General features: G+C 66.5%; 23 protein-coding genes. 13 read left to right on the top strand and 10 right to left on the bottom strand.

Features of this window, described 5'->3' with window-relative positions; all coding sequences use genetic code 11:
• Positions 1–45 precede the first annotated feature (45 nt).
• The 9 genes from imuA to CCD76_RS14425 all read left to right on the top strand — a co-directional run bounded on the left by imuA (position 46) and on the right by CCD76_RS14425 (position 12,434).
• The gene (gene imuA / locus CCD76_RS14465) at positions 46–777 is read left to right on the top strand and encodes a translesion DNA synthesis-associated protein ImuA (RefSeq protein ID WP_218777042.1); all 732 of its coding nucleotides are present in this window, start codon (positions 46–48) and stop codon (positions 775–777) included.
• Positions 728–2,296, top strand: a complete 1,569-nt coding sequence (locus CCD76_RS14460; protein ID WP_218777041.1) for a Y-family DNA polymerase — start codon at positions 728–730, stop codon at positions 2,294–2,296. Before imuA ends, CCD76_RS14460 begins: the two co-directional genes overlap by 50 nt.
• Positions 2,293–5,445, top strand: coding sequence for an error-prone DNA polymerase (locus CCD76_RS14455; RefSeq protein ID WP_087720146.1), 3,153 nt, complete (start codon positions 2,293–2,295; stop codon positions 5,443–5,445). The genes CCD76_RS14460 and CCD76_RS14455 overlap by 4 nt, the downstream gene beginning before the upstream one ends.
• Positions 5,446–5,627: 182 nt before the next feature.
• Entirely contained in the window at positions 5,628–6,224 is a 597-nt protein-coding gene (locus tag CCD76_RS14450; protein WP_087720145.1) for a ZapG family protein, read from the top strand.
• Between the two features lie 77 nt (positions 6,225–6,301).
• Positions 6,302–8,542 carry a DNA helicase II gene (uvrD, locus tag CCD76_RS14445; RefSeq protein ID WP_087720144.1) on the top strand — a complete coding sequence of 747 codons (2,241 nt, stop codon included), beginning with the start codon at positions 6,302–6,304 and terminating at the stop codon, positions 8,540–8,542.
• A gap of 152 nt (positions 8,543–8,694) precedes the next feature.
• Positions 8,695–9,423: a phosphate signaling complex protein PhoU gene (gene phoU / locus CCD76_RS14440; RefSeq protein WP_087720143.1), complete on the top strand. Its 729-nt coding sequence runs from the start codon at positions 8,695–8,697 to the stop codon at positions 9,421–9,423.
• A 104-nt stretch (positions 9,424–9,527) separates the two neighbouring features.
• Positions 9,528–10,259 (top strand): sulfate transporter CysZ, encoded by a 732-nt coding sequence (cysZ, locus tag CCD76_RS14435; RefSeq protein WP_087720142.1) that lies wholly within the window; start codon positions 9,528–9,530, stop codon positions 10,257–10,259.
• 296 nt (positions 10,260–10,555) lie between these two features.
• On the top strand, positions 10,556–11,167 hold the full coding sequence (locus CCD76_RS14430) for a superoxide dismutase (RefSeq protein ID WP_087720141.1): 612 nt from the start codon (positions 10,556–10,558) through the stop codon (positions 11,165–11,167).
• 217 nt (positions 11,168–11,384) lie between these two features.
• The gene (locus CCD76_RS14425; protein ID WP_087720140.1) at positions 11,385–12,434 is read left to right on the top strand and encodes a siderophore-interacting protein; all 1,050 of its coding nucleotides are present in this window, start codon (positions 11,385–11,387) and stop codon (positions 12,432–12,434) included.
• A gap of 146 nt (positions 12,435–12,580) precedes the next feature.
• Here CCD76_RS14425 and CCD76_RS14420 read toward each other — a convergent pair whose 3' ends face one another.
• From CCD76_RS14420 to CCD76_RS14400, 5 genes are all read right to left on the bottom strand, one after another.
• Positions 12,581–13,429: a M23 family metallopeptidase gene (locus CCD76_RS14420; protein ID WP_256961319.1), complete on the bottom strand. Its 849-nt coding sequence runs from the start codon at positions 13,427–13,429 to the stop codon at positions 12,581–12,583.
• Positions 13,430–13,535: 106 nt separating this feature from the next.
• Positions 13,536–14,888: a phosphate regulon sensor histidine kinase PhoR gene (gene phoR / locus CCD76_RS14415; RefSeq protein WP_087720138.1), complete on the bottom strand. Its 1,353-nt coding sequence runs from the start codon at positions 14,886–14,888 to the stop codon at positions 13,536–13,538.
• Between the two features lie 8 nt (positions 14,889–14,896).
• A complete protein-coding gene (gene phoB, locus CCD76_RS14410) occupies positions 14,897–15,586 on the bottom strand; it encodes a phosphate regulon transcriptional regulator PhoB (protein WP_087720160.1) in 690 nt (229 codons plus the stop codon).
• Positions 15,587–15,738: 152 nt separating this feature from the next.
• Positions 15,739–16,662, bottom strand: coding sequence for a 4-hydroxybenzoate octaprenyltransferase (gene ubiA / locus CCD76_RS14405; protein WP_087720137.1), 924 nt, complete (start codon positions 16,660–16,662; stop codon positions 15,739–15,741).
• A gap of 137 nt (positions 16,663–16,799) precedes the next feature.
• Positions 16,800–17,384, bottom strand: coding sequence for a chorismate--pyruvate lyase family protein (locus tag CCD76_RS14400; RefSeq protein WP_306298810.1), 585 nt, complete (start codon positions 17,382–17,384; stop codon positions 16,800–16,802).
• Between the two features lie 103 nt (positions 17,385–17,487).
• Here CCD76_RS14400 and CCD76_RS14395 point away from each other — a divergent pair, with 103 nt between their 5' ends.
• The 3 genes from CCD76_RS14395 to CCD76_RS14385 all read left to right on the top strand — a co-directional run bounded on the left by CCD76_RS14395 (position 17,488) and on the right by CCD76_RS14385 (position 19,624).
• Complete coding sequence (locus CCD76_RS14395; RefSeq protein ID WP_087720135.1) at positions 17,488–18,690, top strand: NAD(P)/FAD-dependent oxidoreductase; 1,203 nt, start codon at positions 17,488–17,490, stop codon at positions 18,688–18,690.
• A gap of 169 nt (positions 18,691–18,859) precedes the next feature.
• Positions 18,860–19,135, top strand: coding sequence for an HU family DNA-binding protein (locus CCD76_RS14390; RefSeq protein WP_071230476.1), 276 nt, complete (start codon positions 18,860–18,862; stop codon positions 19,133–19,135).
• Between the two features lie 132 nt (positions 19,136–19,267).
• On the top strand, positions 19,268–19,624 hold the full coding sequence (locus tag CCD76_RS14385) for a hypothetical protein (protein ID WP_087720134.1): 357 nt from the start codon (positions 19,268–19,270) through the stop codon (positions 19,622–19,624).
• 64 nt (positions 19,625–19,688) lie between these two features.
• Here the strand turns inward: CCD76_RS14385 and CCD76_RS14380 are convergent, their stop codons facing one another.
• The 3 genes from CCD76_RS14380 to trpB all read right to left on the bottom strand — a co-directional run bounded on the left by CCD76_RS14380 (position 19,689) and on the right by trpB (position 22,680).
• Positions 19,689–20,402 (bottom strand): pirin family protein, encoded by a 714-nt coding sequence (locus CCD76_RS14380; RefSeq protein WP_087720133.1) that lies wholly within the window; start codon positions 20,400–20,402, stop codon positions 19,689–19,691.
• A gap of 131 nt (positions 20,403–20,533) precedes the next feature.
• Positions 20,534–21,439, bottom strand: a complete 906-nt coding sequence (trpA, locus tag CCD76_RS14375) for a tryptophan synthase subunit alpha (protein WP_256961318.1) — start codon at positions 21,437–21,439, stop codon at positions 20,534–20,536.
• Positions 21,436–22,680: a tryptophan synthase subunit beta gene (trpB, locus tag CCD76_RS14370; protein ID WP_218777040.1), complete on the bottom strand. Its 1,245-nt coding sequence runs from the start codon at positions 22,678–22,680 to the stop codon at positions 21,436–21,438. The genes trpA and trpB overlap by 4 nt, the downstream gene beginning before the upstream one ends.
• 115 nt (positions 22,681–22,795) lie before the next feature.
• Between trpB and CCD76_RS14365 the strand changes: the two genes are divergently transcribed.
• Positions 22,796–23,698 carry a LysR family transcriptional regulator gene (locus tag CCD76_RS14365; RefSeq protein ID WP_087720131.1) on the top strand — a complete coding sequence of 301 codons (903 nt, stop codon included), beginning with the start codon at positions 22,796–22,798 and terminating at the stop codon, positions 23,696–23,698.
• On the opposite strand, the gene CCD76_RS14360 is transcribed toward CCD76_RS14365, so the two are convergent.
• The gene (locus CCD76_RS14360) at positions 23,689–24,579 is read right to left on the bottom strand and encodes an oxygenase MpaB family protein (protein ID WP_256961317.1); all 891 of its coding nucleotides are present in this window, start codon (positions 24,577–24,579) and stop codon (positions 23,689–23,691) included. The genes CCD76_RS14365 and CCD76_RS14360 overlap by 10 nt on opposite strands.
• Before the next feature lie 20 nt (positions 24,580–24,599).
• A complete protein-coding gene (locus CCD76_RS14355; RefSeq protein WP_256961316.1) occupies positions 24,600–25,652 on the bottom strand; it encodes an Lnb N-terminal periplasmic domain-containing protein in 1,053 nt (350 codons plus the stop codon).
• Positions 25,653–25,775: the final 123 nt, after the last annotated feature.

Raw genomic sequence — 25,775 nt, 5'->3', positions numbered from 1 at the left:
CGAATACTGTATATATAGACAGTATTCTTGTTCTGAGTGACACTGGTGGCCACGTTTCACCGTCCCGGCTACCGTCATGTCGCTACTCGCTACTCGCTACTCGCTACTCGCTACTCGCTGTTTCCGATGGATATCGCTGTCGCTCCTCGATACGAGGGGTGGTCAATGAGCAGCCTGGAATCCCTGCTCGATAGCCGTCAGGTCTGGCGCGCCCAGGCCGGTGCCGATAGCCAGGGCGGCGATGCGATCGCCAGCGGGCATGCGGCGCTCGATGCGATCCTGCCGGGGGGCGGCTGGCCGTCGGCCGCGGTCAGTGAGCTGCTGTCGGCGGGCGCCGGCAACGGGGAACTGGCCCTGCTGTGGCCGGTGATCTCGCGGATGACCCGGGAAGGCCGGCCGGTGGTGCTGGTCTCGCCACCGGGCGTGCCGTATCCGGCGGCGTGGCGACAGGCGGGCGTGGCGCTGGAGCAGTGTCACTGGCTCGACGTGCAGGGCCGCGAGGCGCTGTGGGCGACGGAGCAGTGCCTGCGCGCCGGCTGCTGCGCGGCCGTCGTCGCCTGGCTGCCGCAGGCCGATAGCCGCCTCATGCGGCGGTTGCAGGTGGCGGCGGCAAGTGGCAACACGCTGGCTTTCGTCCACCGGCCGCTGGCGAAGGTGTCCGAGGCGTCGCCGGCGCCGCTCCGGTTGCGGCTGCACCGCCATGCCGAACTGGAGATCCTCAAGTGTCGTGGCGGCTTTCCGTCCGCGCGGCGGATCGCCTTCGGCGCCAGGGCGTGACGCCATGCGCTGGGTCTGCCTGCTGTTTCCGCGTCTGGCACTGGAGGGCGCATTACGCCGACGCCCCGATCCCGAGGCGCCCTTCGCGCTGGTCGATGGTCCGGCGCAGCGCCAATGCATACGGGCCGCCAATCGCGCCGCCCGCGAGCAGGGCGTCAGGCCCGGCCAGGCGAGAGGCTTCGCCGAAGCGCTGTGTAACGCGCCGCTTTTTAAGGCGCCCGACGCCGCGCCGCTTTCCAAGGCGCCCAACTCCGCGCCAGATAGGGGTTCTCGATCCGGTTCGAGTCAGCGGCTCGAGACGGCACCGTTCGATGCCGAGGCCGTCGAGCGCTGGCGGCGGCGTCTGGCGAGCTGGGCCTACGGTTTCAGCGCCCAGGTCAGCCTGCACTATCCGCACGCGCTGGTGTTCGAGGTCGCCAGCAGCCTCGATCTGCTGGGCCCCTGGCCTCGGCTGGAGACGCGGCTGCGGGCGGAGCTCGCCGAACTCGGCTTTTCGCATCGGCTGGTGATCGCGCCCAATCCGGCGGCGGCGCGGGTGCTGGTCAATGTCCACGACGGACTGGCGGTGGACGACGCCGGGCTGGAGCCGGCGCTGGCCGCGTTGCGCCTCGACCGTGCCGGGCTGGCGAACATCGATGCCGCTCAGGACATCGTGCAGACCCTCAAACGCAGCGGCTTCCAGCGCCTGGGCGAGCTGTTCGGGCTGCCGCGCAGCGCCCTGGCCCGACGTTTCGGTGGCGGCCTGCTGCGCCATCTGAGCGAGCTGCGCGGGGAGTGGCCGCTGGCGCTGGATTACCATCGGCCTACGCCGCGTTTTTCCCGTACCTTCGAATTCGACCAGCCGGTGCATGCCCTGGCGGGGCTGGCCTTTCCGCTCAAGCGCCTGCTGCAGGAGCTGGCCGCGTTTTTGATGGGCCAGGATGCGGGCGTCGAGCGGTTCCGCCTGACGTTCGAACTGGAGGACGGGCCGGCGCAGGCCGTCGAGATCGGCCTGCTGGCGGTACAGCGCGACCCCGATACCCTGCTCGAACTGACCCGTGCGCATCTGGAGCGTGTTCGTCTTGACGGCCCCGTCGTTGCCCTGGCGCTTTCCGCGCCACGCCTGTCGGCCTACGCGCCGGTCCGGCGGGAGCTGCTGGAAGAGCCAGCCCGCCAGGCCCAGGCCTGGGCGGCGCTGCATCAGCGGCTGGTCGCGCGGCTGGGCGAGCCGGTACTCAAGCCGCTGGTCGAGTACCGCGAGCATCGCCCGGAAATGGCGGTGATCGACGGCGCCGGCCCACGGGCGCGTGACGCCAGCGTCGGCCCGGCGCGTCCCGGTTGGTTGACCCCCACGCCCCAGCGCTGCGATGGCGACGTGGTGCAACTGCTGGCAGGGCCGGAGCGGATCGAAAGCGGCTGGTGGGACGGCGGCGACATCCGGCGCGACTACTATCTGGCCCAGTGGGCCGACGGCCGCCAAGCCTGGGTCTGGTGCGAGCCTGGGCGGCAGGGCTGGTATCTGCACGGGTGGTTCGGATGAGCGATGCGATCGCCTATGCCGAGTTGCACTGCCTCTCCGCCTTCAGCTTTCAGCGCGGCGCGTCGACCGCGGATGAGCTTTTCGAGCGCGCCGCACGGCTCGGCTACCGTGCCCTGGCGATCACCGACGAGGCCACGCTGGCCGGCATCGTACGCGGCTGGCAGGCGGCACGGGAGCATGGCGTCGCGCTAATCGTCGGTGCCGAGTTTCGTACCCAGTGCGGCATCAAGCTGGTGCTGCTGGTGGAGAACCGGCGTGGCTACGAGGCGCTCTGCGGATTGATCACCCGCGTTCGCGGGCGTGCGCCCAAGGGCGAGTATCGGCTGCTCGCCTCGGATCTCGACGAACTCGACGGCGGTGACGGCCTGTTCGCGCTGTGGATTCCGGAGGCAGTGCCGGGCCATGAGATGGATGATCGTGAGGTAAGTGATAATGAGGTGGGCGAGCGGCTGGCACGTGCCTTCCCCGATCGGCTGTGGCTGGCGGTGGAGCTTCACTACGGCTTCGAGAACGGCTGCGATAACGCGGCGCGTCTGGCCCGACTGCAGGCGCTGGCCGCCGAGCTGGGCATTCCTGTACTGGCGGCGGGAGACGTTCACATGCATGCCCGGGGCCGGCGGGCGCTGCAGGACTGCCTCACCGCGATTCGTCACCACCTGAGCGTGTTCGAGGCGGGAGACACGCTGTTCCCCAACGGCGAGCGCCATCTGCGCAGCCGGGATGCGCTATCCGCGATCTATCCCGTTGAGCTGATGGCCGAGAGCGTGGCGTTGGCGGCGCGCTGTGACTTCGATCTCGGCGAGCTGCACTACACCTATCCCCACGAGGTGGTGCCGGAGGGCAAGACGCCGGCCGAGTGGCTGCGCGAGTTGACGGCTCAAGGCTGCGCGCGACGCTGGCTGAATGGTGTGCCCGAGAAGACGGCCGCGCAGATCGACTACGAGCTCGCACTGATCGAGGAGCTCGGCTACGAGCACTATTTCCTCACCGTGCATGACATCGTCGACTTCGCGCGGCGGCAGCACATCCTGTGCCAGGGGCGCGGCTCGGCGGCCAACTCGGCGGTCTGCTACGCGCTGGGAATCACCGAGATCGATCCGTCGCGCACGGCGCTGCTGTTCGAGCGCTTCATCTCCCGCGAACGCGACGAGCCGCCGGATATCGATGTCGATTTCGAGCATGAGCGCCGCGAGGAGGTGATCCAGTACGTCTTCAGCCGCTACGGCCGCCATCGCGCGGCGCTGACCGCCGTGGTCAGCCATTACCACGCCGCTGGAGCGATCCGCGATATCGGCCGGGCACTGGGCTTCGCGCCGGAGCGTATCGACCGGCTCGCCCGCTGTGCCGGGCGCTGGACCGATCATATTCCCGACGAAGCACGGCTCAGAGAGCAGGGTTTCGAGCCGGAAGAGCCCATGCTCCAGCGTCTGCTGGTGCTGGCCGGTACGCTGGTTGGCTTTCCGCGCCATCTCTCCCAGCATCCGGGCGGGTTCGTGATCTCGGATGCGCCGCTGCAGACGCTGGTGCCGGTGGAAAACGCCGCCATGGCGGAGCGCACGGTGATCCAGTGGGACAAGGACGATCTCGATCTGGTCGGGCTGCTCAAGGTCGACGTGCTGTCGCTGGGCATGTTGACGGTGCTGCGACGCAGTCTGGATCTGGTGCGCCTTCACCGCGGTATCGACTACGCGTTGGCGACGATTCCCAAGGAGTGCGCCGAGACCTACGCCATGATCCAGCGCGCCGATACCCTCGGCGTGTTCCAGATCGAATCCCGTGCCCAGATGGCGATGCTGCCCCGGCTCAAGCCGGCCAAGTTCTACGACCTGGTGATCGAAGTGGCGATCGTGCGCCCCGGGCCGATCCAGGGCGACATGGTGCACCCCTATCTCAAGCGGCGTAATGGCGAGGAGCCGATCACCTATCCGTCACAGGCATTCAAAGATGCCTTCGAACGCACTCTCGGCGTGCCGCTTTTCCAGGAACAGGTAATGGCGCTGGCAGTGGAGGCGGCGGGTTACAGCCCCGGCGAGGCGGACCAGCTGCGGCGCTCGATGGCGGCCTGGAAGCGCCACGGCGGGCTCGAGCATCACCGCCAGCGAATCGTCGAGGGCATGCTCGAGCGCGGCTACGAGCTGAGCTTCGCCGAACGCATCTTCGAGCAGATCAAGGGCTTCGGCAGCTACGGCTTTCCCGAATCCCACGCCGCCAGCTTTGCCTTGCTGACCTACGCCAGCTGCTGGCTCAAGTGCCACGAACAGGCGATCTTCGCCTGCGCGCTGATCAACAGCTGGCCGATGGGCTTCTATTCGCCGGATCAGGTACTGCAGGATGCCCGCCGCCACGGCGTCGAGGTGCGGCCGGTCGATATCCGCCAGAGCCAGTGGGAGAGCACGCTGGAGGTTGCCTCTACCAGTACCGGCGAGTTGGCGATTCGGCTCGGGCTGCACATGATCAAGGGGCTCGCCGAGAGCGACGGCCAACGGCTGCTGGCGGCGCGCGACACGCCGGGTTGCGATAGCGTCGAACGCCTGGCGGCACGGTCCGGGGTCAAGCGGGCGGTGCTGTCACGGCTCGCCGATGCCGGGGCGCTGGAGGGGCTGGCCGGAGATCGCCATCGGGCGCGCTGGGCCACGGCCGGTGTCGAGGCTTCGCTGCCGCTGTTTTCCGAGGTCGATAGCGAAGAGGCGTCGCTCGCGCTGCCTGCCATCGAGGTCGGCGAGGCGATCAAGGCGGATTACGCCACGCTCGGTACCACGCTGGGGCCGCATCCGATGTCGCTGCTGCGCCAGCGCTGCCGGGTGGAGGGTATTCGTGGTCTGGGCGGGGTGGTGGATTCCAGGCGTCTCGCCGAGCTGCCGGGGGATATCGGCGTGGCGATCGCCGGGCTGGTGGTCGGGCGCCAGCGCCCCGGCTCCGCCAAGGGGGTGACTTTTCTCACCCTCGAGGATGAATTCGGCATGGTCAATGTCGTGCTCTGGCCGCATCTCGCCGTCCGCTATCGCCGGGTCCTGCTCGAGTCTCGGCTGCTGCGGGTGGTGGGCAAGCTCGAAAGCCAGGCGGGCGTGCGCCACGTGATCGCCAGGCGACTGGTCGATCTCACCGGCCTGCTGGAGGGGCTGAGCACGCGCAGTCGGGATTTTCATTAGTCCGGCTCTCGTCGCACGCGCTGTGGGGCGGTGCGGACGACCGGGAGCGCGATGGCGCGGACTGGCAAAACGGCGTGATCCTGTGATTAGGTAAGGAACCATTGTGCTGCGCTGCCGGTCTTTATTGTGGCGTATTTCGCAGCAATGATTTTCCTTCAAACAACTCAAGAGGCGGCTGATTTATGGAGAGCATTGGCGTAGGGCCCTGGATTGCCATCGCGGTGGCCGTGGGTGCCATCGGGGTACTGGTCGGCTACTGGCTGGGAACCAGGATGGGCGGTCACAACACCGAACCGATGCGCGAGCTCAATCGCGAGCACAATGCCTACAAGGAAGACGTTCGCGAACACTTCGAGCAGGTTTCCGCGACCATGACGCGGATGGTCGAGGACTATCGCGAGATGTATCACCATGTCGCCAAGGGCGCCGAGAAGCTGGCGGACATGCACCATGAAACGGTGATCGAGCCGCCGCCCAAGCCGGAAGCGATCACCCAGGATCTGCGCACCGACGACGAGAAGCGCGACGCGTCGGCTTCCTCGACAGCTTCCAGGGCGGAGCCGTCGGCGACGGCGCCAACGGCTTCCGGTGCGGCGGCGAAGTCTTCCGCATCGCCATCCGCCTCCCCGACGGCCGGCAAGGCATCGCCCGAAACGGCCGCCGGTGGCGAATCCGGCTCGTCGACCGGACGCCCGCAGGATGCGGCGATTCACGCCGCCGCCCAAGATGCCGCCACCGGGCGCGGAAGCGCCCCGGGCAGGGCAACAGGCAGCGCCTGACGCCAGGCGGGGCCGGCCGGCTGTGTTAAGCTGGCGCGCTCTTCTCATTCCCAGCAGCAGGCCCCGCACGGTTTCCAATGGATGATGTCTCGGCACTAATCGACTCCCTCAACGCCAATCAGCGCGAGGCCGTCGCCGCGCCGCCCGGCAATATGCTGGTGCTGGCCGGCGCCGGTTCGGGCAAGACCCGAGTGCTGGTGCACCGCATCGCCTGGCTGATGCAGGTCGAAGGCGTTTCCCCCTATGCCATTCTGGCGGTGACCTTCACCAACAAGGCCGCCCGCGAGATGCGCACGCGTCTCGAGGCGCTGCAGGGGGCGTCGCTGCGCAACATGTGGGTCGGCACCTTCCACTCGATCGCGCATCGCCTGCTGCGCACCCACTGGCACGACGCGCGTCTGCCCCAGCACTTCCAGATCATCGACAGCGACGACCAGCTGCGGCTGGTCAAGCGTCTGCTGCGGGACCACAACGTCGACGACGAGCGCTATCCGCCCAAGCAGGTGCAGTATTTCATCGGCGGCTGCAAGGAGGAGGGGCTGCGTCCGCAGCAGGTGGCGACCCACGGCGACGCCTACATGGCCAGGATGGTCGAACTCTACGAGCTCTATCAGCTGACCTGCGAGCGCGGCGGGCTGGTCGACTTCGGCGAGCTGCTGCTGCGCAGCCTAGAGCTTTTGCGGGATACGCCGGCGCTGCTCAAGCATTACCGCGAGCGCTTCGGGCATATCCTGGTCGACGAATTCCAGGACACCAACACCCTGCAGTACGCCTGGCTGAAATTGCTGGCCGGCGCTGATGGCAATGGGAAGGGTGACGGCGACAGCGCGGCCATGATCGTGGTCGGCGACGACGACCAGTCGATCTACGGCTGGCGCGGCGCCAAGGTCGAGAACATCCGCCGCTTCGAGAGCGAGTTCACCAACACCCGGACCGTGCGCCTGGAGCAGAACTATCGCTCCACCAGCGCCATTCTGGATGCCGCCAACGCGCTGATCAGCCACAACAGCGGGCGCATGGGCAAGGAGCTGTGGACCGACGGCGATGCCGGCGACAAGATCTCCGTCTATGCCGGCTTCAACGATCTCGACGAGGCGCGCTTCATCGTCGATACCATCGGCGAGCAGTCGCGCAACGGCGTCGCCCGGCGCGAGATGGCGATCCTCTACCGCTCCAACGCCCAATCCCGCGTGATCGAGGAGGCGCTGATCCGCAGCGGCGTGCCGTATCGCATCTACGGCGGTCAGCGCTTCTACGAACGCCTGGAGATCAAGAATGCGCTGGCCTACCTGCGCCTGCTGCTCAATCGCGAGGATGACGCCTCGCTGGAACGGGTGATCAATGTGCCGGCCCGCGGGATCGGCACGCGCACGGTGGAGATCCTGCGTGGCCGCGCCCGCGATACCAACGTATCGCTGTGGCAGTCGCTGCACGACAGCCTGAGTGACGGCACGCTCAAGGGCCGCGCGGGCAATGCGGTCAACGCCTTCGCCGAGCTGATCGAACGTCTCGACAACGACACCGCCGGCATGGCGCTCTACGAGATCATCGAGCACGTGATCCAGATCTCCGGCCTGATCGAGCACCACCGCAGCGAGAAGGGCGAAAAAGGTCAGGCGCGGGTCGAGAACCTGGAAGAACTGATCAACGCGGCGCGGGCGTTCTCGCAGAATGCACAGGTCAATCCGATCGACCTGCAGGAGGTCGGCGAAGGCGCTGCCGCGCTGGAGCCGTTTCTGGCGGAGGCGGCGCTCAACGCGGGCGATCACGAGGCCGACGAATTCGAGGACTGCGTACAGATGATGACGCTGCACTCGGCCAAGGGGCTGGAATTTCCGGTGGTGTTCGTGGCCGGCATCGAAGAGGGCCTGTTCCCGCACAAGATGTCGCTGGAAGAGCCGGGACGCCTCGAGGAGGAGCGCCGGCTCTGCTATGTCGGCATGACCCGCGCCATGCGCAAGCTCTATCTCACCTACGCCGAGATCCGCCGCCTGCACGGCCGCGAAACCATGGCGCGCCCCTCGCGCTTCCTGCGGGAAGTCCCCGAGGAACTGCTCGAGGAAGTGCGCCTGCGCGGGCAGATATCGCGACCGGTGACATCCCGCCCCAACGTGGGGCCGGCGCGCCAGCAGGGCATCGAAGGCGGCGACGACCTGCCGTCGCTGTCGCTCGGTCAGCGCGTCAGCCACCCGCTGTTCGGCGAGGGCGTGATTCTCGATGCCGAAGGGGAAGGTGCCCGCGCCCGGGTGCATGTCAGCTTCGAGGGCGAGGGCGACAAGTGGCTGGTGCTGGGCTTCGCCAAGCTGACCCCGCTGTAACGGCGTGTCGGACATGAAAGAGATGTGCGCCGTCGACGCGCGCGTCGGCAGCGTCATCTGTTTGCAATACTCTTGTGCCAAAATGGCGAGATAAGTCGTAAAACGCTTGTTGCGCCCTCGGTTTGTCGTCGCGCCCCCATTTGGAGTCACACATGGATATCACCAGCGATACCCACAGTCAGCACATCTCGCAGCAGTACAACCAGGACCTGGAAACCATCAAGACCCAGCTGATGGCGATGGGTGGACTGGTCGAGAAGCAGCTCCAGGAAGCCTTGGCGGCGCTACTGGATGGCGATAGCCAACTGGCGATTCGCGTGCGCGACAACGACGCCAGCGTCAACGGGATGCAGCTCAAGATCGACGAGGAGTGCGTGCGGATCCTGGCTCGGCGTCAGCCGGCCGCTTCCGACCTGCGCCTGGTCATCGCGGTCATCCGGGCCACCAACGATCTCGAGCGGATGGGCGACGAAGCCAACAAGATCGCGCGCAATGCGCTCGATCTGATCGAAGCCGGTCGGATTCCCCAGGGTAGCGTCGAGATTCGCCACATCAGCGAACACGTCGGCAACATGCTGCGTGATTCGCTGACCGCCTTCGCCCGCTTCGACACCGAGCTGGCGCTGAAAGTGGTAGCGGAAGATGCCTCGGTGGACAGCGAATACACCACTGCCATGCGTTCGCTGGCGACCCTGATGATGGAAGATTCGCGCTCCATCGGCGGCGTGCTGAACGTGATGACGGTGCTGCGCGCGCTGGAGCGGATCGGCGATCACGCCGACAACCTGGCCGAGCACGTCATCTATCTGGTCAAGGGCCGCGACATCCGCCATACATCGGTCAGCGATCTCGATCACGAGCTCCTGGGCAAGGGCCGCTAACGCTGAATCCCTCGGGCGTCGACTCGCTCGGGGCTAGCGCTCCGCCGTTCGGACTGTGTTAGCGTGTCGACCTCGCAACGGTTTGTCTGTTCGGCGGATTTGGCATGATCTACTCCCTGCAAGCGATTCTCAGTGGCACGCGCCTGGTGTTCGAGCCCGGCCTGCGTCGTTTCGTGATTGGCCCCGTGCTGGTCAATCTGCTGCTCTACGGCGGCACGATCTTCTATCTCTTCGAGAACTTCGGCGGCTGGCTCGACTACGGCATGCGCCAGATACCCGGCTGGCTGACCTGGCTGGAGTGGCTGATCTGGCCGCTGCTGGTCATTGCTCTGGCGCTGATCGTCTTTTTCACCTTCACGCTGGTCTCCAACCTGATCGCGGCACCGTTCTACGGCTTTCTGGCCGAGAAGGTGGAAACGCGCGTCACCGGCCGGCCACCGAGCGACAAGCGCGGGCTGATGAAGGCCGGCGTCGATGCGCTGGGGCGGGAACTGGTCAAGCTGGGCTATATCCTGCCGCGCATGGCGGTTCTGTTCCTGATGGGATTCGTGCCCGGCCTCAACCTGATCACGCCCTTCCTGTGGGCGGCGTTCTCCGCCTGGATGATGGCCGTCCAGTATCTCGACTACCCGATGGACAACAACCAGGTCGGGTTTACCGACATGCGTCGTCGCCTGCGTGCCCGCTGGTGGCCGACGCTGACCTACGGCGCCTGCATGTCCATGGCCACCTGGGTGCCGGTGCTCAACCTGATCCTGCTGCCCGGTGGCGTTGCCGGTGGCGTCATGCTGTGGGACCGCTATTACCGCAACATGGTGCCGGCCGTGAGCCGCTGAACGCGGGGGCGTGAGCGCGGGCGGCTGCCCGGCCGGCGAGAAAAACGCCGGCCGGGGTTGAAAGCGGCACCGTTGCACGCCATGTATAAGGATACGGCACTAGGGTTTGTCGAAGTTCCGGAGCCAGGCGCATCGGGGCTTCTACAAATCCTAGTGAAATCAAAGCGATAGTTTTCCCGAGCAGCGCCATATCTGGGTCGGGTTCGCTTGACACTGTCATGCGTTGCTCACTATTTTGATTCACCCGAGAGGCGCCCACGTCGGGCAATGCCTCCTCACGAAAGGGAGTTTTGATCATGGCTCATAGCTTACCGTCGCTACCCTATGCGTATGACGCGCTGGAACCCAAGATCGACGCGATGACGATGGAGATTCACCACACTCGTCACCATCAGACTTACGTCAACAACCTCAATGCCGCGCTGGAAGGTACGGGTCTCGAGGACGTACCGGTCGACAAGCTGATGGCCGATATCGAGAAGGTTCCGCAGGACAAGCGTCAGGCAGTCATCAATAACGGTGGCGGTCACGCCAACCACTCACTGTTCTGGACCGTGATGTCCAAGGACGGCGGCGGCGAGCCGACCGGCAAGGTCGGTGAAGCGATCAGCAGCGAACTCGGCGGCTACGATGCCTTCAAGGAAGAGTTCAAGAAAGCGGCAGCCGGTCGTTTCGGCAGTGGCTGGGCTTGGCTGGTCGTGACCCCGGAGAAGAAGCTCAAGGTCATCAACACCCTGAACCAGGACAGCCCGCTGATGGAAGGCCTGACGCCGATCCTCGGCCTGGATGTCTGGGAGCACGCTTACTACCTGAAGTATCAGAACAAGCGTCCGGATTACATCGCCGCGTTCTTCGACGTCATCAACTGGGACGAAGTCAATCGTCGCTATGCCGAAGCTACCGCCTGATACTTGGCGCTGACTGTCTAGTACTAACTGTCCAGTACTGACTGTCTCGGCATAAGTCAGTTTCGGGATGCCCCCGCTTCGGTTTCATCCCCGGAGCGGGGGCATCTTGCATCGATTCCCACCGCCAGCGCTTTTCTGATAGGCTGACGACATCGGCCTCCCGCCGATTCCAAGCTCCGCACGCCACCGCCCCACTGCTGCAAGACGATCCCACATCATGACTGCACTTCGCTGCGACGCCACATTGACGCTCACTGATGTAAATAATTTTCAATTGCGCCTGAGATCGTTTCTGGACGAGTACGATGTGCCCTATCGAGCCGACGACATCCTAACGGTGATCGAGCTGCCCGGGGGCGAGGCGCATTTCGCCGCCATCCGCGTGGGGTTGCACATGGAAGCCCGAGCCGAGGCGCGGGACGGTCTGGAGACGCTGCGCGGCATCATCGAGCACTACGTGTCGCTCTTCGCGGGCGAGAACGCGCTGCCGTTGCACTGGCACGGCGATGTCGTCGCGGCCCCGACCTTCGCCAATTTCCGCGAGATGCGGGTGACGCGGATCGAGGATCTGAGCCCCAGTATCCGGCGGCTGACGCTGAGTGGCGAGAACCTGGCGCGCTTCGATCATCCGGAAGAGTGGCACGTGCGCCTGCACTTTCCGCCGGCCGGCATCGAACGGCCGCAGTGGCCGCGGCCTACCGCGGAAGGCGGCACCCAGTGGCCGCCGGCAGAGGAGCGCGCCGAGATTCGCTACTACACGATTCGTCGCCTGGATGTCGCTCGCGGCGAGGTCGAGATCGATTTTCTGCTGCACGAGGCGCCGGGGCCGGGAGGCGACTTTGCGCGGCGTGCCAGGCCGGGAGATCTCTGCGGCATGGCCGGGCCTTACGGACGCGGCGTCGCCGAGGCCTCCCACTATCTGCTGGCCGGCGACGAAACCGCCATTCCGGCGATTTCTCGCCTGCTGGAGATACTGCCGGGGCACGCCCGTGTCGAGGCCTGGCTGGAGGTCGAATCGCCAGTCGACGCCCTCGAGCTGCCGGTGCCCGCTCATTGCGACGTGCAGTGGCGCTATCGCTGTCGCGGCTACGGCCCCAGTGAGCAGCTCGCCGCGGCGGTCGCCGAGGCCATCCCTGCGACCCGCGACGACCTGTTCGTCTGGTTCGCCGGCGAGGCGGATGTCAGCCAGCGCCTGCGCAAGCGGCTCAAGCAGGAGTTCGGGCTGCAGAAGGGGCAGCATTTGGTCACTGGCTACTGGAAGCGCTAAGCTTCGTTCGAAAAATGTCTACGCTCGCCCATACGGCGTTAAAAATCGGCTCAAAGTGCTCATTTACACCCACGTAAACTCCGCTTTCTCGCCAATTTTTGCCTTGTCTGGCCATCGCTCGCCAATTTTTCAAACGAAGCTTGGACTCACGGAGCCCTGTCGAGTACCAGCAGCGGGTCGATCCGCGTATCGAACCAGTTCATGCCCCAGTGCAGATGCGGGCCGGTGGCGCGGCCGGTCGCGCCTACCGCGCCGATCACTTCTCCCTGTTCGACGCTGTCGCCGACTTCCACATCGATCCGCGAGAGATGCAGGAAGTTGGAGCTGATGCCGTAGCCGTGGTCGAGCAGTACGGTGCCGCCGGTCAGGTAGAGATCATCGGCAAAGGTGATCACGCCGCTGGCCGGCGCCTTGACCGGCGTGCCCTCGGCGGCGGCGATGTCCATCCCCGAGTGGGCCGAACCCGGCGTGCCGTTGTAGATGCGCTGATTGCCGAAGCGCCCGCTGATTCGCCCTTTCACCGGCCAGACGAAGGTCTGGGCGAAACCTACCCGGTCGTCGTTGCGGGTGCGCTGGGCGCTGACGGCGGCCTGTTCGCGCTGGATGCGCCGGGCGATTTCCGGCGGCGGTGAGACGGTCTTGGGCGGCACGCCATCAATGCGCTCGATCGGCCAGTCCCGGGGCGTGATCGCGACCGCGACGTTCTGCTGGCGGCTGTCCGGCGTGGTGATCGACACCGTCTGACGACCGCTGGCATCGCGCCCCACGCCGAACACCACGGTGCCGTAGCCGGTGACGCGAAGCTCCCGCCCCGCCGTCGTCACCTGGCTGCCGGGCGGCACGCGGCCGATGACCATCGAGCCCTGCTGGACGCTGTCCGGGAAAGTGATGGGCACCGAATCCGCCCGGGCGACACCGACGAGACACGAGAACACAAGGATGACGAGGGCGCCGAGCAGTCGGCGCCATGAGGAAAGGGAGAGAATGATCGGCACCGGGTCGAACTCCGTATCGCTGGATGCCGCCACCATAACCCGATGCGGTGGCGGGAGAAACGCCGCCGACGCCGGATGGCATTCGCGACAGGGTCACGCCCCGTGGTCAGGCCGAGCTATCGGGAAGCGCGGAAGCTGGCCGAGAGGCGCCCGGCGCCAGGCGTGAGGCCGGAAACACGCAGCGGAAACGGGCGCCGAGACCGGGGCGGCTGACGATCTCCAGATTGGCATCATGGCGAAGCAGCACGTGCTTGACGATAGCCAGCCCCAGCCCCGTACCGCCGGTCGCGGCACTGCGCCCCTTGTCGACGCGATAGAAGCGCTCGGTCAGGCGGGGGATATGGATCGGGTCGAAGCCGTCGCCGTTGTCCTCGACCTCGATGGCGGCGCCGTCGTGCCAGGGTTTCCAGCGCAGGGTGATGGTACTGCCCTCGGGCGTGTAGCGGACGGCGTTGAACGCGAGGTTGGAGATGGCGCTGCGGATCTCCTTGGTGTTCGCCAGCAGCCGTCCCGAGGCCTCGGCCTCCACTGCCACCTGATGCCGGCCGGCGCTGAGATCGCGGGCATCGGCGGCAATCTCCTCGAGTAGCGAGGCCACATCGAGCACATCGCGATCGTCGTCGGGGCTGTCGATCTCCAGGCGCGACAGCAGCAGCAGATCCTCCACCAGATTCTGCATGCGGGTGGTCTGGGCCTGCATCTGCGCGAATCCGCGCTGCCAGCGCTCGGGGAGCTGGTCGGCATGGTCGAGATAGGTCTCGAGATAACCGGCCAGCACCGTCAGCGGCGTGCGCAGTTCGTGGGAGACATTGGCCACGAAGTCGCGGCGCATCATCTCCAGCTGATGCAGGCGGCTGACGTCGCGGGCCATCAGCAGGCGCTCGTTGTCGCCGAACAGGGTGAGATGGAACTGCAGGGTGCGGTTGGCCTGGATCGGCGAGGGAATCAGCAGGGGCTCGCTGTAGTCGCCGTTCTCGAAATAGGCAATGAAGCGCGGATCGCGCAGGAAGTTGGTGATCGGCTGGCCGCGATCGTGATCGGGTTGCAGGCCGAGCATGTCGCAGGCGGCACTGTTCCACCACTCGAGATCGCCGTTGGGATCGAGCATCACCACGCTGTCGCGCATCGCCTCGCAGGAGTCCTGGATACGGCGCAGGATGTCGCGCAGGCGCTGCTGCAGCTGCGTCTGGGCCTTCTGATAGTTGTAGAGCCGGTCGAACAGGTCGCCCCAGACGCCGGTACCGGGTGGCGGCGCTTCGCGGGGATTCTTCAGCAGCCAGACGTAGAGCATGCGCACGTGGCACAGATGCAGGAAGACATAGAGCCCGAGGCCGGCCGCCAAGCCCCATCCCAGCCCGGCGAACAGCTCGCCGCCCAGCTCACCGAGCAACAAGCCTATCGCGCCGAGCCCGAACAGCATGTAGCCGAGGCGCCACAGTTCGTTGATCCAGTAGCGCACGTCCTATCTCACTCCCGGGTCGAGAAACGGTAACCGGTGCCGCGCACGGTCTGGACCAGATGCTGGTGCGCCTCGCCCAGGCATTTGCGCAGCCGGCGGATATGGACATCGACGGTACGCTCTTCCACGTACACGTTGCCGCCCCAGACCTGATCCAGCAGCTGGCTGCGGGTGTAGGCGCGCTCCTGGTGGGTCATGAAGAACTGCAGCAGCCGATATTCGGTGGGGCCGATCTCCAGCGCGCCGCCGTGGGAGGTGACGCGGTGGCTGGAAGGGTCCAGACGCAGGCCGGCGACCTCGACGGCTTCCTCGATGCCCGGCGGCGTCGCCCGGCGCAGCACCGCCTTGAGCCTGGCCACCAGCTCACGGGGCGAGAACGGCTTGGTGATGTAGTCGTCGGCACCGGCTTCCAGCCCCTGCACCTTGTTGTCCTCCTCGCCCTTGGCGGTGAGCAGGATGATCGGCAATTCGGCGGTGGCTTCCTCGCGCTTCAGGCGTCGGGCCAGTTCGATGCCGCTGGTGCCGGGCATCATCCAGTCGAGCAGGATCAGATCGGGCTTCTTGTCCAGCGCCATGGCGTGGCCGGTCTGGGCGTTTTCCGCCTCCAGCACGTGATAATCGGCCATCTCCAGCGCCACGGCGATCATTTCGCGAATGGGTGCTTCGTCGTCAACGATGAGTACGGTCTTGGAGCTCATGCGCATGCCTCGGGTGAGCCGCCGGGGAGCTTTCCCTCATGCGCGATTGGCGCACCGGGATCCCTTCCGGCCGTGACAGAACGGTGACGATTACATCGTGAAAATATGACAGCGATATGACAACCGCGCCAGCCGGGTCAGTCTCGTCTTGGTCAGACCAGTGGCCACAGGGCGAGAACCAGCCCCGCGAACAGCAGCAGACCGGACCAGAAATTGTTGAGAAAGGCATGGAAGCAGGCATCACGCTCGCGTTCGCGGATCAGCCACTGCTGGTAGACGAAGGTGCCCGCCATCGCCGCCAGCCCCAGCCAGAAGAATCCGCCCAGCTGGGTCCGGGTGCCGACCCAGGCCAGCAGTGCCAGCGTCAGCAGCTGCAGCAGGCCGATGATCCGCTTGTCCCACCGGCCGAACAGCCGGGCGGTGGACTTGATCCCGATCTTGATGTCGTCGTCGCGATCGACCATCGCGTACTGGGTATCGTAGGCCACGGTCCAGGCGACGTTGGCGACCAGCAGCAGCCAGGCGTCCAGCGGCACCTCGCGACTCACCGCCATGAACGCCATCGGAATGCTCCAGGAGAACGCCATGCCCAGCACCACCTGGGGCAGGTGGGTGTAGCGCTTCATGAAAGGATAGATCGCGGCCAGCGCGACGCCGACGAAGGAGAGCAGCACGGTGGCGAGATTGGTCAGGCAGACCAGCACGAACGACAGCGCCACCAGGCCCGCGAACAGGATCTTGGCCTCCTTCTCGCTGATCCGCCCGGTCGCCAGCGGGCGCTCCCGGGTGCGTTTGACGTGGCCGTCGAGATGGCGATCGGCATAGTCGTTGACGACGCAGCCGGCCGCGCGCATCAGGTAGACCCCGAGCACGAAGATGATTAGCGTGGCGCGATCCGGCAGGCCGTCGGCGGCCAGCCACAGCGCCCACAGCGTCGGCCACATCAGCAGCCAGGTACCGATCGGCTTGTCCAGCCGCGTCAGGCGCAGGAAGTCGGGCAGGCGGGCGAGGCCGCGGGGGAGAGCGGGGGGACCATCGCCGCGGGGTCGGGCGGCTGAATCGTTGGCGCTGGACATACGAATCTCCGAAACGGCAAGGCCTGAAAATCGCCAACGACTTTACTGCAACTGCGGCCTCGCTTCGAGGCTGGATGGGCAATCGGGCCGGATCGTCGTCCGGATCGTGGACCGCCGTTCAGGTCGTGGATCGTCGCTCAGATCGAAGAAAGGCCCAGGTCCTCGGCCATTTCCCGCTGGAAGCACTCCTGGACCAGCAACTGGATGGTGCCGTGGCGAAAGCGCGAGCGGCGCAGCCAGAGGCCAGCGCCAGCGGGCGAGACCCGCGCCATCTCGATCGGATCGCGCTGGAGATCGTGCTGGGCGAACAGCCAGCTGCCCAGCGAGCGCTCCCCCAACGTTCGCAGGCGGCGGCAACCGATGCGATCCAGCGGTGCGATCGAGCGCGCCGCGACCCAGGGCCGTTCGCCGCTCATCAGCAGCACCTCGCGCACCCAGGCCACCTCGGTGGGAGCCAGGCCCAGGGCCTGGGCTTCGTCGCGGCGCGGCCGCTCGACGCCCTGGTGTACCAGCTTGACCCGGAACGGGCGCGCGGACGCCGCGATCAGCCGTGCGGTAAGGGAGTCGGTGGAGGCCACCCACTGCCACCAGGCGGTGCTCATGCGAGGGCGCTGAGCGGCGGCCGGCGTCCAGCGGACCCAGCGCCAGGATCGTTCGGCGGGTGACAAGGCATGGCAGTGACAGGCTGGGGGCACGCGAAACGACTCCATGAGCAGCACCATGATAAGCGCCGTAAAAAATGCCGGGAACCGCAGGGTGACGCGGCTCGAAGGCAGCGTAGTGTACCATGAGGCCTCGAGACGACCGACCGAACGAGCCCCCGTAATGAGTCAATCCGATCATTCCACTGCGCCACTGACGATCATCGGCACCGGCATGGCCGGCCTGGGCCTGGCCCGGGCGGTGCGAAGCCACGATGCCGAGCGGCCGATCACCCTGATCAGCGCAGACAGCGGCGAGGACTATACCAAGCCGCTGCTCTCCAGCGCCTTCACCAAGCGGCAGACGGCGGAAAGGCTGGCGATACGCGATGCGGTGGGCGTGGCCGAATCGTTGCAGGTCCGGGTTCGCATCCATACCACGGTGGACGCCATCGACACCGCCAATCGCCAGCTGCGAATCGGCACCGAAATCCTGCCCTACGGCCAGTTGGTACTGGCCACCGGCGCGGCGCCCCGGCAGCCGTTCGACGTGTCTCCCGCGCTGTACGATCGGGTCTTCCAGATCAACGATCTCGACGACTACCGGCGGCTGCGTGGCGTGCTGGATCGCCACCCCGGGCGACAGGCTCGCATCGCGATCATCGGCGCGGGCCTGGTGGGCTGCGAATTCGCCAGCGACCTGCACGCCGGCGGCCACCGGGTGGCGCTGATCTCTCCCGAGGCGACGCCGCTGGCCCGCCTGCTGCCGCCGCCGCTGGGGCGGGCGCTGGGCGAGGCGTTCGAGGAGACCGGCATCCGCAGCATTTTCGAACGCCGGGTGACGGCGCTCCACGACGACGGCGAAGGCGTGACGCTGGCGCTGGAGGACGGCGAAAGCCTCGAAGCGGACCTGGTGCTGATCGCAACCGGACTGACGCCCCGAACGGCGCTCGCCGAGGCCGCGGGGCTGGCGGTGTCTTCGGCGGGCATCCTCACCGATCGCCGGCTCGCCACCAGCGATCCGAACGTCTTCGCGCTGGGAGACGTGGCCTGTGTCGACGGTCTCGGTACCCCGGGCAACGGCCTGAACGCGATGTACGTCCAGCCGCTGCAGGCCAGTGCCAAGGCGCTGGCGGCGACGCTGACCGGCACGCCGACCGAGGTCAGCTACGGGAGCTGGCCGATCGTGGTCAAAACGCCGCTGTTGCCGGTGGTCGCGCTGCCGCCTCGAAAAGCGCCTCAGCGCTGGCGGATCGAAGGGGAAGGCGGTGATTTCACCGCGCTTGCCGAGGACGACAACGGTGCCCTGCTGGGCTTCGCGCTGACCGGGCGCTGCGTTCGTCGAAAAGTCGAACTGGCGCGAGCGACCCCCCCATTGCTAGGCTAGCCCCGGTGGCTGCGGATCTATAAGCCACGAATCGTCACCTGATGCTGGACAAACCGCGCCCCAAGCGGCCTATTATGCGACCGGAGGGCGTTGTTCCTCATCGAGAACAACAACTCGTCTCAAACGCGAGGCGTTTTAGGTGACGCCATTGCCAAACTAGGAGGGCTCTATGCGTAAGCCAGAACTCGCTGCGGCGATTGCCGAGCGTGCGGATCTGTCGAAGGACAAGGCCAGTCAGGTGTTGAACGTCATCCTCGACGAGATCACCGGTACGGTTTCCAAGGGTAGCGATGTCACTTTGATCGGTTTCGGTTCGTTCACGGTTCGCGAGCGCGCCGCACGGACGGGCAAGAACCCGCAGACTGGCAAGCCGTTGGATATTCCGGCCAGCAAGACCGTGGCCTTCAAGCCCGGCAAGGCTCTCAAGGACGCCGTCAGCAAGTAAGATCGGATCCTGGATTCTTGAGTCGCTCATTTGCCATGAGCGAAACGATAGCCGATCCGCCGAACGAAATAGGGGTGGATCGGCATTCTTCCCCTGCTGTATTCCCGTGATGGACGATTCGTGCGAGGTGGCATGAAGCTCAAGTTGATGCTCTGGTGGCTGGGCGTGATGCTCAAGCGCGCGCGTTCCCGCAAGGCGGCGTTTCGCGACGCCCTGGAAAAGCTCCAGCGATTCGATTGGGGCGTTGCCACCGAAGACCTCACGATCGCCCGTCACTACCGCATGACGCCACAGGCGATCCAGAGCGATGTCGGCCTGCCGATCGACCTGGCGCTGGAACTGCGCTTCCGCGACGCGGAAAGCGCCACGCGATTTCTGCGCAGGCCTTCCCAGCGCGCTTTTCGCGAAGGGCTGTTCAACGGCCAGCTGCGGCTGGTGGGAGACTCCCGCGATCTGGAGCGATTGCAGAGTTTGCTCAAGCACTTGTAACGCTGTCACCCGACGATAAAAGCCGGCAACGTCCCTGTCGCCGGTCGCTGATACCGCATCGATCTCAAGACGGCTGCACGGCCGGCAGATCGAAGACCAGTACTTCCGCATCCTCGCCGCCTTCTAGCGTCACGCCGGGCTCATCCACTAGCATCAGCGCATCGCCGCCTTCAAGCGCCTGGCCGTTGACCGTGATACTGCCCCTGACCACGTGCACGTAGCTCTGGCGATCCGTTGCCAGTGGCAATTCTGCCCATTCGTCGCCGTCCAGCAGCGACGCGTAGATGAAGGCGTCTTGTTGCAGTTCCAGCGAACCGTCGCGACCATCCGGTGACAGGATCAGGCACAGCCGGCCACGCTTGTCGGCTTCATCGAAATCCTTTTCGGCGTAGCGCGGCGTCAGCCCTCGCGCCCGCGGGAACAGCCAGATCTGCAGGAAGTGCACCGGCTCGCTGGCGGAGTGATTGAACTCGCTGTGCTCGACGCCGGTGCCGGTGGTCATGATCTGCACCCGGCCAGGGCCGATCGAGGAGCCGTTGCCCAGCGTGTCACGGTGGGCCAGCTCGCCGCTCAGCACATAGGAGAATATCTCCATGTCCTGATGGCCGTGCTGGCCGAAACCCTGACCCGGGGCGACACGGTCCTCGTTGATCACCCGCAGCACGCTGAAGTGCACATGTTTCGGGTCGTGATAGCCGGCGAACGAGAACGAGTGGTAGCTCTTGAGCCAGCCGTGATCGGCATAACCGCGTTCGTTACCGCGTCGAATCGTCAACATGGTCTGTCTCCTGGTTTCGGGCGCCGAACGTCAGTCACGGCGCAATGGAGACAGTGTATTGCCTAAATAATCGAACAAAAGCGCGTTTTTGCGCACGTACACGTGCGCAAAATCGAACGATCGGGGCGCGCTCAGGCTTCGCTTTTCCGGGCGCCGTGAATCGACTCGGCCAGCTCCCGCGTCAGTGCCAGCGCGCCCTCCACGCCTGTCTCGGCGAGCCGCTCGACCAGCGCGCTACCGACGACGACGGCATCGGCAACCCGGGCAACGGCAGCGGCCGTGTCACCATCACGTACGCCAAAGCCGACGGCGACCGGCAGGGGCGAGCGTCGCTTGAGCTCGCTGAGCGATTCGCCCAGCGACGCCGCGATATCGGTTCGCCGAGTGCCGGTCACGCCATTGAACGCGATGCGGTAGACGAAGCCATCGCCCTGGGCGAGCAGCTTTGGTAACCGCTCCGGCGGCGTGGTCGGTGCCACCAGCGGAATCCGCGCCAGGCCCAGGTCGCGGGCCCGGGCGGTCAGCGCGGCGCCATGTTCCGGCGGCAGGTCGACCAGGATCAGGCCATCGGCGCCGGCCTCGGCAGCCGCCTGCAGAAAGCGATCCTCGCCAAAGCGCTGGATCGGATTGAGATAGCCCATCAGCACGATCGGCGTGTCATCGTCGCGGCGGCGGAAGTCGCGCACCCTTTCCAGCGTGCGAAACAGTGTCTGGCCGTTCGCCAATGCGCGTTGGCCGGCGCGCTGGATTGCCACGCCGTCGGCCATCGGGTCGCTGAACGGCATGCCCAGCTCGATGATGTCGGCGCCCGCTGCCGGCAGGCGCTCGAGCAGGTCGCGGCTGGTCTCGGGGTCGGGGTCGCCGGCCATGACGTAGGTCACCAGCGCGGCGCGATCGGCGGCTTTCAGCGCGGCGAAGCGGCGCGCCAGCCGCGAATCGGCGATCAAGGCCTGGGTATTCGAGGTATTCATATCCAGGGCATCCGTATCCAGGACGTTCGTATCCAGGGCATCCGTATTCAAAGACGAAGCGCTCATGAGTCGGCCTCCTCGGGCATCAGGTGACGGGTGATGGTATCCATGTCCTTGTCGCCGCGGCCGCTCAGGCAGACCACGATGACTTGGTCCGGATCCTGTGTCGCCGCCAGGCGCCCGGCGTGGTACAGCGCGTGTGCCGACTCCAGCGCCGGCAGGATGCCTTCCAGCCGGCAGCAGAGCGCGACGGCCTCCAGCGCCTCGTCGTCGGTCACCGCCACGTAGCTCGCCCGGCCGCTATCGTGCAGATACGCATGCTCGGGACCGACGCCGGGATAGTCGAGCCCGGCGGAGATCGAGTGCGCGTCACGGATCTGGCCGTCGTCGTCCTGCAGCAGGTAGGTGCGGTTGCCGTGCAGGATGCCGGGCGTGCCGCCGTTGATGCTGGCGGCATGGCGGCCGCTCTCCAGCCCTTCGCCGGCCGCTTCGACACCGATCATGGCCACGTCCGCATCGTCGAGAAAGGCGTGGAACAGCCCCATGGCGTTGGAACCGCCGCCGACGCAGGCGACCAGCGAGTCCGGCAGGCGATGCTGCATCGCCAGCAGCTGCTCGCGCGTCTCGCGACCGATCACCGACTGGAAATCCCGCACCATGCGCGGATAGGGCGCCGGTCCCGCCACGGTGCCGATGATGTAGAAGGTGTCGTCGACATTGGCGACCCAGTCGCGCAGGGCCTCGTTCATGGCGTCCTTGAGCGTAGCCGTGCCGGCGTGGACGGGCACGATCTCGGCGCCGAGCAGGCGCATGCGCTGCACGTTGGGCTGCTGGCGCTCGATGTCGGTGGCGCCCATGTAGATCACGCAGGTCATGCCCAGTCGAGCCGCCACCGTGGCGACGGCGACGCCGTGCATGCCGGCGCCGGTTTCGGCGATCAGACGCCGGCGGCCCATGCGGCTCGCCAGCAGCGCCTGCCCCAGCGCGTTGTTGATCTTGTGCGCGCCGGTGTGATTGAGATCCTCGCGCTTCAGGTAGAGCTTCGCGCCGCCGAAGTGTTCGGTCAGGCGCTCGGCGAAGTAGAGCGGCGTGGCGCGACCGATATAGTCACGGCGCAGCTCGTCCAGCCGTGCCTGAAAGGCGGGGTCGGCCCGCGCCTCGTCGTAGGCGGCCTCGATCTCGTCGATCAGCGGCATCAGCGTTTCCGCGACATAGCGCCCGCCGTAGCCTCGTCCTGCCTGGCCCCGGTCGTCCGAGCCGCCGAAAAAGCCATGCTCGTCGGGGAGATCAACCATCTTTGTGCTCATCAGTCGTTCCCGGTCAGTCGATTCGATGGGCTCAGACTAGGCTGGTCGCGCGGCGGAGAAAATCGATAAACTCTCCGCATCCTGTGAGTAAAACTCACCCATCGACGGAGGCGGAATGGCCACGCTACCTTCGCTCAATGCGCTGCGCGCGTTCGAAGCCACGGTTCGTCTGGGCAGCGTCAGCGACGCTGCGCGGGAGCTGAACGTCACGCACGGCGCGGTGAGCCGCCAGTTGCGAACCCTGGAGCACCATTTCGGCACGGCGCTGTTCGACAAGGCGGGGCGCGGGCTCGAACCGACGGCCCACGGCCGGGAGCTGTATCCGGCGGTGCATGAGGCTTTCTCACGCTTGAGCGAGGGCTGCGCCAGACTCGCGCGGCGTCTCGACGAAGCGCCGTTCACGCTGGCCTGCCCGGGCAGCCTGCTGGCGCGCTGGCTGATCCCGCGGCTCGACCGGCTCAACGCCGACCTGCCCGAACTGCGACTGCGGGTGGTTTCCAGCGAGAACGAACTCGACCCGCGCCGGGAGGATGTCGATGCCACGCTGCGCTTCGCCGCGCCGCCGTGGCCCGCCGACATGACGGTGTTCCCGCTGATGCCGGAACGAATCGTCGCCGTGGCGACACCGGCGGTCTGGACGGCGACATCGCAGGCGTCGGCCGGGGCGATGCTGGAACGGCTCACGCTGCTGGACACGGCGTCGCGGCCGCAAGCCTGGCCCGAATGGGCGGCGGCCATGGGCGTGGACGACGAGACGCTGGCAGCGGCGCGGGGCCGGGGGCGCAGCTTCGAACATCTCTACTATCTGCTGGAAGCCGCGCTGGCGGGACTCGGGGTCGCCATTGCCCCGCAGCTGCTGGTGGCCGCCGAACTGCGTCAGGAACGCCTGATGGCACCATGGCCGGCGGTCGAGACCACCGCCTCGCTGGGGCTGTGGCTGGCTCCGGGAGTCGACGCCCGACGCGGCGAGCGCCTCGCCGAATGGCTGCGTCGCGAGCTGCCCGGCGATCAGTTCTGAGCCTGCTCCCGGGCCTGCATCCGCTCCATGGCGCGACGGTAGGAGCCGTTGCGCACCGCCCAGCGCACCACCGGGGCGATGGTGCGAATGCCGCTGCGCACGGCGAGACGTTCGGGTGCCGACATCTCGAGGCTCAATAGCGTCGCCGCCCAGGGCGGCAGCAGGTCGATGCCGGCGCGCATGAACAGCGCGCCGACGGGGCGGATGACCGGGCTCAGCGGCAGCGCGTGCAGCAGCACGTCGATGACGTCGCGAGTGCGGGCGTCGCAGACCAGATAGCGCCGCTGGTGCTCGAGATAGTCATCGATGGCCGCCCGGCTCTTGGGCACGTGGCGCGCGCCCAGCGCTTCGGCCACGCGGGCGGTTTCGGCGAAGTAGCGATCCTGGTCGGCCAGGCTCAGGCCGGGATCGCGATAGCGAATATGGGAGGCGAGAAAGCGGCTCATCTCGGCGACATGGACCCACACCAGCAGGTCCGGATCGCTGGCCGCGTAGGGTGTGCCGTCGGCGGCGTACCCGCTGACGCTGTCGTGGACTCGGCGTACCCGCTCGAGAATGCGCTCGGCGTCGTCGCGGGAGCCGAAGGTGGTGACGGCGATGAACTGGCTGGTGCGGCGAAGCCGGCCGATCATGTCGCGGCGGAAGTTGGAATGGTCCCAGACGCCGGCCAGCGCCAGCGGATGCAGCATCTGCAGCAGCAGCGCGCTGATGCCGCCGCACATCATCGAGGTGAAATCCCCATGCACCCGCCACGCCATGGTCTCCGGCCCGAACAGGCCCGGATCGCCCTTGGGCTGGGTATAGTCGACCCCGCCCAGCGTGCGGCCGGTCAGGTGGCTGATACGGTTTTCGATGGCGTCGCGCAGGGAGGTCATTGGCATGAATGTCGGGTCAGGGCACGTCAGGGCGACGAAGCGTGAAGGATCTCGCCGTCGGCGGCGGGAACCCCGTCGCGAATGGCACGGGAAAAGGCCTCGCTCCCGGCATTGTACGGAATCTGCTGGGCGCGCGGGTTGATATAGCCGCGGCGGCGCAGGAACGCGAGCGGATGGCTCGTATCCAGCCCGCCGATCTCGTAGACGTATTCCGGCAGGTAGCCGGAGAGAATCAGCCGGATGTCCCGGGGCAGCCCGGCGACGATCCTGTCGACCATGTCGAACACGATGGTGGTGCAGTTGCTGGTCAGGGTGTTGTAGAACTCGGGCGTTCGGCGCAGCCGCTCGGCTTCGTCGAGATAGGCGACGAACAGCTCGCGGCGTGCCTGCGGCGAGAGCCCGACCTGGTAGAGATAGACGTCCTCGCCTCTGACGTTGCTGCGCAGGCGCAGGATGTCGTTCTCGTCGGCGGCGATCAGGTTGAGCTCGAACTGCTTGAAGAAGCCGCCGCTGATCGAGAACGCCTCGTCCCGCTCGCGCCGGATCTCCACCGAAAACGTCAGATGCCGGCCGTCGGCAAAGCCGAACGTGACCAGCGTGTGGGCGATGGCCGGGCCCATCCAGTAGGAAACCGCCATGTCCACCGAGTCGAGCTGCGAGAGATCGTACTCGCGGGTCTCCCAGCGCGTCGTCGCGGTGTCCGGCGTCTGCCACTCGAAGTCGCGCACGTTGTGAAGCCGGACCCGGTCGCCCTCGCGTTCGACCGAGAGCTGGCGCGCCACGTCCGGCGCCCAGTCCCGCTCGTTGCTGGGCTCGAGGCTCTGCCACCAGCTCACGACGGCGATCAGCGCCAGCGCGAACAGGACGCGCAGCGCCGACGACGCCCGGCGATGGCGGCGCTTTGCCAAGGGGGCCAGCAGCGCGGCCAGGCCGACCAGCACCCATGCTGCGATCACCAAATCGACGACGAGCGTTGGTCCCGGCAGTTCGAAGTGCAGCGCCAGCACGCCCCAGGCGATCACGGCCAGCAACACCAGCGCCCGCAATGCCTGGCCCATGATGGCGAGTGCTCGCCACACGCCGTTTCGATGCGAATGCCTGGTCGGTCGCACGCTCTGCCTCAATCTTCCGGTAAACCCCGATCATGCCGAACTCCGGGATAGGGATGAAGTGGGGGCGAGGATAAAGCGCAGCGCCGTTGC

It is taken from the genome of Salinicola salarius (assembly GCF_002179555.1).
GTDB classification, from domain to species: domain Bacteria; phylum Pseudomonadota; class Gammaproteobacteria; order Pseudomonadales; family Halomonadaceae; genus Salinicola; species Salinicola salarius_A.
The sequence above is the reverse complement of the archived record's forward strand: the minus strand, read 5'-3'. Positions and strand labels throughout refer to the sequence as shown.

Excerpts from the sequence above, each read along its gene's own strand:
- CCD76_RS14455 (WP_087720146.1), top strand. The coding sequence starts at position 2,293 with ATGAGCGATGCGATCGCCTATGCCGAGTTGCACTGCCTCTCCGCCTTC.
- CCD76_RS14450 (WP_087720145.1), top strand. The coding sequence starts at position 5,628 with ATGGAGAGCATTGGCGTAGGGCCCTGGATTGCCATCGCGGTGGCCGTG.
- uvrD (WP_087720144.1), top strand. The coding sequence starts at position 6,302 with ATGGATGATGTCTCGGCACTAATCGACTCCCTCAACGCCAATCAGCGC.
- phoU (WP_087720143.1), top strand. The coding sequence starts at position 8,695 with ATGGATATCACCAGCGATACCCACAGTCAGCACATCTCGCAGCAGTAC.
- cysZ (WP_087720142.1), top strand. The coding sequence starts at position 9,528 with ATGATCTACTCCCTGCAAGCGATTCTCAGTGGCACGCGCCTGGTGTTC.
- CCD76_RS14430 (WP_087720141.1), top strand. The coding sequence starts at position 10,556 with ATGGCTCATAGCTTACCGTCGCTACCCTATGCGTATGACGCGCTGGAA.
- CCD76_RS14425 (WP_087720140.1), top strand. The coding sequence starts at position 11,385 with ATGACTGCACTTCGCTGCGACGCCACATTGACGCTCACTGATGTAAAT.
- phoB (WP_087720160.1), bottom strand. The coding sequence starts at position 15,586 with ATGAGCTCCAAGACCGTACTCATCGTTGACGACGAAGCACCCATTCGC.
- ubiA (WP_087720137.1), bottom strand. The coding sequence starts at position 16,662 with ATGTCCAGCGCCAACGATTCAGCCGCCCGACCCCGCGGCGATGGTCCC.
- CCD76_RS14400 (WP_306298810.1), bottom strand. The coding sequence starts at position 17,384 with ATGGTGCTGCTCATGGAGTCGTTTCGCGTGCCCCCAGCCTGTCACTGC.
- CCD76_RS14395 (WP_087720135.1), top strand. The coding sequence starts at position 17,488 with ATGAGTCAATCCGATCATTCCACTGCGCCACTGACGATCATCGGCACC.
- CCD76_RS14390 (WP_071230476.1), top strand. The coding sequence starts at position 18,860 with ATGCGTAAGCCAGAACTCGCTGCGGCGATTGCCGAGCGTGCGGATCTG.
- CCD76_RS14385 (WP_087720134.1), top strand. The coding sequence starts at position 19,268 with ATGAAGCTCAAGTTGATGCTCTGGTGGCTGGGCGTGATGCTCAAGCGC.
- CCD76_RS14380 (WP_087720133.1), bottom strand. The coding sequence starts at position 20,402 with ATGTTGACGATTCGACGCGGTAACGAACGCGGTTATGCCGATCACGGC.
- trpA (WP_256961318.1), bottom strand. The coding sequence starts at position 21,439 with ATGAGCGCTTCGTCTTTGAATACGGATGCCCTGGATACGAACGTCCTG.
- trpB (WP_218777040.1), bottom strand. The coding sequence starts at position 22,680 with ATGAGCACAAAGATGGTTGATCTCCCCGACGAGCATGGCTTTTTCGGC.
- CCD76_RS14365 (WP_087720131.1), top strand. The coding sequence starts at position 22,796 with ATGGCCACGCTACCTTCGCTCAATGCGCTGCGCGCGTTCGAAGCCACG.
- CCD76_RS14360 (WP_256961317.1), bottom strand. The coding sequence starts at position 24,579 with ATGCCAATGACCTCCCTGCGCGACGCCATCGAAAACCGTATCAGCCAC.